General features: G+C 69.8%; 8 protein-coding genes. 3 read left to right on the top strand and 5 right to left on the bottom strand.

Annotated elements, in window-relative coordinates; translation table 11 throughout:
• Positions 1 to 44: 44 nt before the first annotated feature.
• Positions 45 to 1,205 carry a tRNA 2-thiouridine(34) synthase MnmA gene (gene mnmA / locus K0H49_RS01515; protein ID WP_219209379.1) on the top strand — a complete coding sequence of 387 codons (1,161 nt, stop codon included), beginning with the start codon at positions 45 to 47 and terminating at the stop codon, positions 1,203 to 1,205.
• A gap of 130 nt (positions 1,206 to 1,335) precedes the next feature.
• Here mnmA and K0H49_RS01520 read toward each other — a convergent pair whose 3' ends face one another.
• The 5 genes from K0H49_RS01520 to K0H49_RS01540 are packed head-to-tail and all read right to left on the bottom strand — an operon-like array spanning position 1,336 to position 7,169.
• A complete protein-coding gene (locus K0H49_RS01520; RefSeq protein ID WP_219209380.1) occupies positions 1,336 to 1,848 on the bottom strand; it encodes an NUDIX hydrolase in 513 nt (170 codons plus the stop codon).
• A 7-nt stretch (positions 1,849 to 1,855) separates the two neighbouring features.
• On the bottom strand, positions 1,856 to 2,287 hold the full coding sequence (locus K0H49_RS01525; protein WP_219209381.1) for a DUF4019 domain-containing protein: 432 nt from the start codon (positions 2,285 to 2,287) through the stop codon (positions 1,856 to 1,858).
• Between the two features lie 4 nt (positions 2,288 to 2,291).
• On the bottom strand, positions 2,292 to 4,721 hold the full coding sequence (locus K0H49_RS01530; RefSeq protein ID WP_219209382.1) for a CHASE2 domain-containing protein: 2,430 nt from the start codon (positions 4,719 to 4,721) through the stop codon (positions 2,292 to 2,294).
• A gap of 13 nt (positions 4,722 to 4,734) precedes the next feature.
• Positions 4,735 to 6,441 (bottom strand): FecR domain-containing protein, encoded by a 1,707-nt coding sequence (locus K0H49_RS01535; protein ID WP_219209383.1) that lies wholly within the window; start codon positions 6,439 to 6,441, stop codon positions 4,735 to 4,737.
• The gene (locus tag K0H49_RS01540) at positions 6,438 to 7,169 is read right to left on the bottom strand and encodes a response regulator transcription factor (RefSeq protein ID WP_219209384.1); all 732 of its coding nucleotides are present in this window, start codon (positions 7,167 to 7,169) and stop codon (positions 6,438 to 6,440) included. Before K0H49_RS01540 ends, K0H49_RS01535 begins: the two co-directional genes overlap by 4 nt.
• A gap of 168 nt (positions 7,170 to 7,337) precedes the next feature.
• On the opposite strand from K0H49_RS01540, the gene bamE reads away from it, so the two are divergent.
• Together bamE and K0H49_RS01550 are read left to right on the top strand one after the other, a co-directional pair.
• Positions 7,338 to 7,865, top strand: coding sequence for an outer membrane protein assembly factor BamE domain-containing protein (gene bamE / locus K0H49_RS01545; protein ID WP_257624548.1), 528 nt, complete (start codon positions 7,338 to 7,340; stop codon positions 7,863 to 7,865).
• Between the two features lie 143 nt (positions 7,866 to 8,008).
• On the top strand, positions 8,009 to 8,926 hold a 918-nt coding region (locus tag K0H49_RS01550), incomplete at its 3' end, for an NAD(P) transhydrogenase subunit alpha (protein WP_219209385.1).

An 8,926-nucleotide genomic window follows, 5' to 3' on the forward strand; every position in this document is an offset into this window, starting at 1 on the left:
CGCATGCGGGCACCGGTCGGCCGGGGCTGGGACAATGGCGCCCTATGACAAAGCAGCGCATCGTGGTCGGCCTGAGTGGCGGCGTCGACTCCGCCGTCACCGCGCACCTGCTCAAGCAGCAGGGCCACGAGGTGGTCGGCATCTTCATGAAGAATTGGGAGGACGACGACGACAGTGAATACTGCTCGTCGAACGTCGACTTCATCGACGCAGCCAGCGTGGCCGACGTGCTGGGCATCGAGATCGAGCATGTCAACTTCGCGGCCGACTACAAGGACCGGGTGTTCGCCGAGTTCCTGCGCGAGTACCAGGCCGGCCGCACGCCCAACCCCGACGTGCTGTGCAACGCCGAGATCAAGTTCAAGGCCTTCCTCGACCACGCGATGCGGCTGGGCGCCGAGAAGATCGCCACGGGTCATTACGCGCGGGTGCGCCTGAACGAAGGCACGGGCCGGCACGAACTTCGGAAGGGCCTGGACCCGGCCAAGGACCAGAGCTATTTCCTGCACCGCCTGAACCAGGCGCAGCTGTCGAAGACGCTGTTCCCGGTGGGCGAGCTGCACAAGACCGAGGTGCGCCGCATCGCCGACGCCATCGGCCTGCCGAATGCGAAGAAGAAGGACTCGACCGGCATCTGCTTCATCGGCGAGCGGCCGTTCCGCGAATTCCTCAACCGCTACATCTCCAAGGAGCCCGGCCCGATCAAGGACGAGCGCGGCCGCACGCTGGGCGAGCACCAGGGCCTGAGCTTCTACACGCTGGGCCAGCGCCAGGGCCTGGGCATCGGCGGCGTGAAGGAACGCGGCGCGCAGCGCGGCGCGGGCGACCATTCGCCCTGGTTCGTGGCGCGCAAGGACATGGCGGCCAACACGCTCTGGGTGGTGCAGGGGCACGACCATCCCTGGCTGCTGTCGCAGACATTGAGCGCCGACGACGCGAGCTGGGTCGCGGGCAGCGCGCCGGTGGCGGGCGGCTACGGCGCCAAGTCGCGCTACCGGCAGGCCGACGCGGCCTGCGCGCTGGGCGCGGGCGCGAACGGCGCCTTCCACCTCGATTTCGCGCAGCCGCAATGGGCGGTGACGCCGGGGCAGTCGGCGGTGCTGTACGACGGTGACGTGTGTTTGGGCGGAGGAGTCATCGAGTCCCTCCCCGAAGCGCCTTCGGCGCCTCCCCCCTCCGGGGGGCGACACCAGCGGCCCGGCTGAAAACGTGCGAATGAACCTGCTGCGCACCCCGATCCCGCATCTGCGGTGCGCACCGCACGGGCCTGCGGCTCCGCTCCTCGCTACAGGCTCGGGGCGCTCGCGACGGTTCCTTCACACGTTTTGAGTCGACTCAACGCAGTGGCGTGGCGTGCACCGACGCATCGGTGTGGATCAGCGACAGCGGATGGCGCTGGCCCGTCAGGTAATCCTCGATGCATTCCAGCAGCAGCGGGCTGCGGTGCCGGTCGGCGCTGGCGCGGAGTTCGTCGGGCGTCATCCAGAGCGTGCGCACGATGCCTTCGTCGAGCGCGCGCCCGGGCTCGAAGGCGCCCAGCGTGCCGGCGAAGGCGAAGCGCAGGTAGGTGACGTCCTCCTCGCTGTCGCGCTGTTCGGTGGCGCTGCCCGGCGCGCGCTGGAAGCGGGCCATGTAGATGCCCACCAGCGCAGTCGGCTTGAAGTGGTGGGCGGTTTCCTCCAGCGCCTCGCGGGCGCAGCCCTCGGCGGGCGATTCGCCGGGGTCGAGGTGGCCGGCCGGCGTGTTGAGCTTCAGGCCATGCGCCGTGTGCTCCTCCACCAGCAGGAAGCGGCCGTCGCGTTCGATCACGGCGGCCACCGTGACGTTGGGTTTCCAGCGCGTCGTCATGCCGGACTCAGCGCAGCACGTAGCCGCTGAAGCGCCAGATACGGTCGCTGTCGAGATGGAAGCTCAGCAATTCGCGCACCGGCGTGGGCCGGTCGGCGAAGCGGCTCTCGTATTCCACGCTCACGTACTGGCCGCCGAGCTCGGGGTCGGCGTCGTTCACCACCTGCCGGTTCACCGCCACCCAGGTGCGCTGCTGCGGGGCGCCCAGCGGTGCGCGCGCCTTGGCGACCATGGCAATGAAGTCGGCGCGCGGCACCCGCTTGCGCGCGGCCGGCGCGGCCCCGTCCCAGAGCTCGCCCACCTTGTCCTGGTCGATCATCTGCACCGCCTGCAGTCCACCGCGCACCATGTCGCTGGGCTCCACCTCCTGGGCGGTCGCAAGGCCGAAGCCGCCGGCGAGGCAGAGGGCGACAACAACGAGTCTGGCAAGGCGGATCATCTTTTCATTCCTTGTGGTGGAGGTGATGACACAGTGCCTGCATTTCGGCAGCGCTGGGTCGCGGGAGAACCAGGGTGACGGTGCAACCGGCATCGGCTGCACTGTCGATCTCGATGGTGCCGCCATGACGTTGCACGGCGGTACGCACCAGCAACAGGCCCAGGCCCACGCCGTGCACCTCCGGGTGGCTTTCACGATGCAGGCGATGGAAAGGCTGAAACAGCTGTGACTGTAGCGCCGGGGGGATGCCCGGGCCATGGTCGCGCACCGCGACGGCCCAGAAGCCCTCGCGTGCGCGGACCGAGCAGTCGAGCTCGGCGCCGACCGGCGAGTACTTGAGGGCGTTGCTCAGCACATTGGTGAGCGCGCGGGTCAGCAGGGCGCGGTCGGCGATGCAGGGTGCCTCCTCGTGCGTGCTGAAGAAGCGCACCTGGACCTGCTTCTTGTGCGCATGGGCCCAGGCGTTGTCGATGGCCTGCTGCAGCAGGCTCGCCACGTCGAGCACCTCCGCGTGGAAGGGCTGGGCCTCGGCGCGCGCCAGGTTGACGAAGCCGTCGGCCAGCTCGAGGCCGGTCTGGGCATGGCGCTCGATGCGCTCGAGCAGCGCCTGGCCGCCCAGCACCTGCGGACGTGTGCGCGCCAGTTCGATGGCCGTGAGGATCGATGCGCTGGGCTCGCGGATGTCGTGCGAGATGAAGCGCAGCGCCTCGTCGCGCTGGCTCTGCGCCTCCCGCATCGGTGTGACGTCGACCAGTGCGCTCATCCAGCCGGCATGCTTGTTCCGCGCGTCGAAGAAGGGCACGCAGCGCAGCAGCAGGATGCGGCCGGAGGCATCTTCTCCCTCGCCGAGGATGGGCACCAGGTCGGGCGCGTTCAGCACGCCGGGCGTCACCATGGGTGCGCCCGTGGTGCGCCAGCGCAGGTCGGCCAGCAGGTCGTGCGCGTCGTGGCCGACCAGGCCGTGCGGCGCCACTTTCCAGTGGCGGGCCGCCGCGAGGTTGGCGATGAAGACCAGGCCGTTGCGGTCCAGCACCAGCGTGGCATCGGCCATGTGGTCGATGCCGTCGCGCACGAAGCGGTGCAGGTCGCGCATGCGCAGGCCGGCGGCCGAGGTGGCGGTCATCTGGCGGTCCAGGAAGTCGCCCGCCAGCCTCGGCGGGCCGGCCACGGGCAGGCCGTCGAGGGCTTCGTTGAGCTGTTCGGTGCCCCAGCGCAGGTAGCGCAGCGCCGCCGTCAGCCGCATCAGGCTCCACAGCGGATAGACCAGCAGCAAGCCCAGAAACCCGGAGGCCGGCGTGAACTGGATGCCCACCCAGGGCCGGGCGTTGTGCAGGCCCAGGCGCACCGCGAGCAGCGCGCAGATCAGCGCCACCACCGCCAGCGGGCGCAGCCACAGCAGGCCCAGCAGCGCGATGGCCATCGGCACCAGGTTGTACGCCAGGTCCTGTGTCGGGCTCGCCACCACCACGTGGCGTCCGTGGAGCAGCGCCTGCAGCACGCTGGCGAAGATCTCGACACCAGGCACCAGTCCGTTCGGGTTGGGCGTCGACGTGGCATACAGGTCGCCCAGCCCGGCGGCCGTGGCGCCCACCAGCACGTAGCGGTCGCGGAAGGTGTCCGGCGGGACGCGGCCGCGCAGCACGTCGATGTACGAGACGGTCCTGAAGGCCGGCGTATCGGCCGTGCCGGCGGTGAAGATGAGGGCCTCGTGCCCGCTGCGCAGCCAGGGTCCCGCAGGCGCGCGCGCCGGGGCCGAGGGGGCGGGCTCGGACGGCATGGGGCCGCCGGCATAGGCTTGCGCCGCTTCCTGCAGTGCCAGCGCGAAATGCGGCCAGCGCTGGCCGGCAAAGCCTTCGCGCAGGTAGACGCTGCGCACGATGCCGTCTTCGTCCAGCGACAGGTGCGCGTGGCCGATGGCGGCGGCCGCCTTCGCCAGCACCGGGATCGGCAGCATCTCGGAGGGTTGTTGCGAGCCGCGCGCCTGCAGCGCCATCGGGAGCACGACGCAGCCGCTGTCGGCGATGCCCGTCGCCAACACCTCGTCATCGCCGGGGTGCTCCAGATCGGGTTCGGTGAGCAGCATGTCCAGGCCGATGCAGCGCGGATTTTCCGCGGCGATGCGACGCAGCAGCTCGGCATGCAGTGCGCGGCGCCAGGGCCAGCGGCCGATGGCGGCCAGGCTCTTCTCGTCGATGGCGACGATCACGATCTCGTGCGACGGCGACTGGCGCATCTCGGCGCTGGCGTTGTCCTGCAGCATGCGGTCGAAGCGCGGCATGGGCTGCGCCAGCGTGAGCAGCGTGACCAGCCCGATCAGCCCGAAGGCCAGCAACAGCCAGGCCATGCGACGCGCCAGCATGCGCCGCAGCCGGCTCAGCCGGCTCAGCCGGCGCGGGCGTCGGTCGCGGTGGGAGGGCGCCGGGGGGGCGGGCATGGCGTGGGGGTGTTCAGGGCCGCTCGATCGGCGTGCCGTCGTCCGCGCTCAGGAAATCGCCGCTCGAGGTGTTCACCACCGGGCCGATATGCACGCGGCGGGCCGGCGAGAACGGGCCGGTCAGGCCCGACGCGTCGCGCGCCTGCAGGCGCACGTGGTAACTGCCGCGTGCCGCACCGGTGATCGTCCAGTTCGGCGTGGCCAGTTCGACGTCGAGCAGCGGCGCGCGGAAGTCGGGGTCACGCGCGAGCTGCGCGCGGAAGGTCTGGCCGGGCTCGGCACGCCAGCGCAGGGTCGGCTGCTCGCGCGGGTCGTCCAGCCGGAGGTCGACGATGGCGGGCGTCGGCACGACGGTGAAGGGTTGCGGCGCGGCGAAGGGACCGTGGCGCGGAGCGCCGCTCGTATCGCGGGCGAGCGAGGCCACGCGCCACCAGTAGGCGCCGGGGGCCAGTGCAGCCAGGCCGACATCGCAGCCATCGGTGTGTGTCTCGTCGCGCAACGGCTGCGCGAAATCGACCGTGGACGCCACCTGCAGGCGCACACCCTGCGCCTCGGCCGGCTCGGCGCAGACCAGCCGGCCGGCCTCGCTGGTGAGGCGTGCGCCCGGCGCAGGCGCGCGGTAGCGCGGCGGCACCGGCCGCGCATGGACGCGGAAGGCATGTCCCACCTTGGGCCCGGTCAGTCCCTCGCGGTCGATGGCGCGCACGCTCATCCGGTAGTCGCCGTCGTCCAGCGCCGGGAACTCGATGCGCCCGCCTTCGAAGATGCCGTTGCGCAGCACCTCGCTCAGCCGTTCCGGCCGCGCGATGCGCACTTCGTAGCCGGCCACCGCCCCTTCGGGCGGCGGCAGCTGGAACACCAGCCGGTCGGCGTCCTGCAGCAGGTCGGGCAGGGTCGACGGGTCGGGGGGAGGCGGCAGCGCCGGCCGCTTGTGGAAGGCCCCGCTGGCCTCGAGCACCGCGCCTTCGCCGGCCTGCAGGTCGGCCATGGGCGCGCCGTGCTGGCCGTGCGTGTGTGGCCGGACCTTGACCACGCCCGTGGTCACCGCGGTCGAGACCCGGCCCTCGGGCGAGACGGCCACGGCGAAGCGCGTGCCGCGCACGCTGGCCACGGCGCCCGGGGCATGGATCTCGAACAGCCGACCCTTCGGTTGCGGCACCACCTCCGACTCGACCTTGCCACGGCGCACCTGGATCACCGATTCGTACGATCCCGTGCCGCGCCTGCTGCGCAGGCGCTTGAGCTCGACGTCGGAGCCGGCCAGCACGCGCACGACCGAGCCGTCCGCGAGCCGCAGCCGCAGAAAGCCGTCCGTGGGAACCTGGATGTGGGCCCCTTCGGTCACGGCATCCCCGGTGGCGAGCGGCGCCGAAGGCGCGGCGGAGGCGTCGTGGGGCAGCGCGCTCGTGGCCTGGCCCTGAACGAACTCGACCTTGGCCGTCGCCAGGTTCGCGGGACGCAGCAAGGCACGCGGGATGCGGACCACGCTGCCTGCCTCGAGGTCGTTGCGATCGCTCAGGCCGTTGATCGCCTGCAGCTCGCGCCAGCGCGACGGCGCGCGCAGATAGCGCGCACCCAGCAGCTGCAGCGTCTCGCCGGCCGCCACCCGGTGGCGGAGGTCGCCGCGTGGCGACACCGCGGCTTGCGCACTGCCCACGGCCAGGGCGCAGGCCACCAGGGCCGCCTGCGCACGACGGCGCGGGCAGCTCGGGACGATCATGCCGAAAGGCCGCTCGCCGATTCCTTCAGGCTCGTGAAGTCGGTGCCGTCGATGGATTCCAGCCGGTAGCCCAGGCCATAGATGGCCGACAGCAGAAAGCCGTTGGCGGGGCGCAGGTCGAGCTTGGTGCGCAGCCGCGAGATGTGGGTGTCCAGCGAGCGCGAGGGCGTCTCGGCGCCCAGGCCCCAGACCGCTTCGCGCAGGTGCTCCCGGGACAACAGGCGGCCCAGGTTCTGGAACAGAAACAGCGCGAGTTCGTACTCGCGATGCTTGAGCTCCGTGGGCTCGCCCTTGAACTTCAGGGTGCGCGAATGGGGGTGGAAGTGGTAGGGGCCGAAGACCAGTTCCGGCTCGAATTGCGCGGGGTAGGAGCGCCGCAGCAAGGCGCGCACGCGCGCTTCGAGTTCGGCGATCCGTATCGGCTTCACCATGAAGTCGTCGGCGCCCGCGGTGAGGCCTTCCACCATGTCGGCTTCTTCGCGCCGGTTGGTCACGAAAAGAATGGGCAGGCGGCTGTTGAGGTCTTCGCGGATCCACTTCACGACGGAGGGGCCCTGCACGTCGGGCAGGGCCCAGTCCAGGATCAGCAGGTCATAGCTCTGCTGGCGCAATTCGCGCAGCAGTGAGCTTCCGTCAGAGAAACCATGGCATTCATGGCCGATCCCTTCCATGGTCAAGCGAATCAGGTCCAGTTGGACTGACTCGTCATCAAGTGCGGCAATTCGCATTGCATCTCCCTTTTGTTTTGAGGCCCGGAGTCTAGGTGTTGAGCATCTGTTGACCAAGAGTGATGGCTCTTGTAACTGTCAACTAGTGCACGGATTCAAGTCTCAATGGTCAATAAGTGTCATTAATCGTCAAATATCCGCGTATTGGCTTTGAGTGTGCTCGATTGAATGATTACATTGGGCGCCGCAGGATTTCAATTATTTTTATTTGACATTGTTTTGCAATTGACCCGCGGGGCTGGTGCATTGATGAACCGAAGCAATTCCCTGAAAAAGTTCGCCTGGCTGGCTGGCGGCGTGTGGTCGCTGGCCGGCTGTGTGTTGCCGGCGATTCCGCCGAGTCGTGACGCGGGCGCGGCGTCCGCCACCTTGCCGGCCGGGTCGCGGGCGGTGCGGGGGGCCGGCAGCTTTCCGGACCGGGCGCTGGTGGCACAGGTCGAGCCCGGGGTGCCAGCGGCCGCTCTGCTGCGATGGTTCGGCCGGCCCGATCTCGGCGACGAGCGCAGCGACGCCGGTGCCGGGGACTGGGAGTACATCTTTCACTTTCGCAGCGGTGGCGGCGTCACGACCTGCCGCTACAAGGTGGCATTCGACGGCGCGCGTGTGGCGCGCAGCTTCCATTGGCAACCCGCGGCATGCGGCGATTGGCTGGCCGTCAAGGCGCCGGTGCAGGCACAAGGCAAGGCTGCGCCCTGAGGTCCGAGGTCGGTGGATGCGCGCGTTCTTTCCGAATCTGCGCGAGCGCCCCCGTGAGGCGTGCGCGGCCCGTCGGCGGGGCCTTCGGGTAAGCTTCCTGACGAACAACAATGCAGCCCCGCGCTGCCCCGAGGAGATTCCCTATGCTGATAGGTGTACCGGCGGAGACGCTGGCCGGAGAAACACGCGTGGCGGTGACGCCGGAGACCGCGAAGAAGTTGGTGGCGCAGGGTCACACTGTGCTTGTTCAATCGGGCGCGGGCATTGCGGCCAGCGTGACCGATGCGGCCTATGAAGCCGTCGGTGCGCGCGTCGTCGATGCGGCCGAGGCCTTTGGGGCCGAGATCGTGCTCAAGGTGCGGGCCCCTTCGGATGCCGAAGCCGCGCTGCTCAAGCCCGGTGCCGTGGTGGTCGGCATGCTCAACCCCTTCGACGCTGCGGGCCTGCAGCGCCTGGCCGCGGCTGGTGCCGTGGGCTTCGCACTGGAAGCCGCACCGCGCACCACCCGTGCGCAAAGCATGGACGTGCTCTCCTCCCAGGCCAACATCGCCGGCTACAAAGCCGTGATGATCGCGGCCGACCAGTACCAGCGCTTCTTCCCGATGCTCATGACGGCCGCGGGCACGGTCAAGGCGGCGCGCGTGGTGATCCTGGGTGTGGGCGTGGCGGGCCTGCAGGCCATTGCCACGGCCAAGCGCCTGGGCGCGGTCATCGAAGCCTCCGACGTTCGCCCCAGCGTGAAGGAGCAGATCGAATCGCTGGGCGGCAAGTTCATCGAAGTCTCCTACGACACGCCCGAAGAGAAGGAAGCCGCTGTCGGCGTGGGCGGCTATGCCAAGCCCATGCCCGCGAGCTGGCTGGCGCGTCAGCAGGTGGAGGTGGCCAAGCGGGTGGCGCTGGCGGACATCGTGATCAGCACGGCGCTGATCCCCGGTCGTGCCGCGCCGACGCTCATCACCGAAGAGATGGTCAAGAGCATGAAGCCGGGTTCGGTGATCGTGGACATCGCGGCGGGCAAGGGCGCTGATGTGAACGGTGGACTCACAGGCGGCAACTGCCCG

Origin of the sequence: Variovorax boronicumulans, from assembly GCF_019352895.1 — a bacterium.
GTDB classification, from domain to species: domain Bacteria; phylum Pseudomonadota; class Gammaproteobacteria; order Burkholderiales; family Burkholderiaceae_C; genus Variovorax; species Variovorax boronicumulans_A.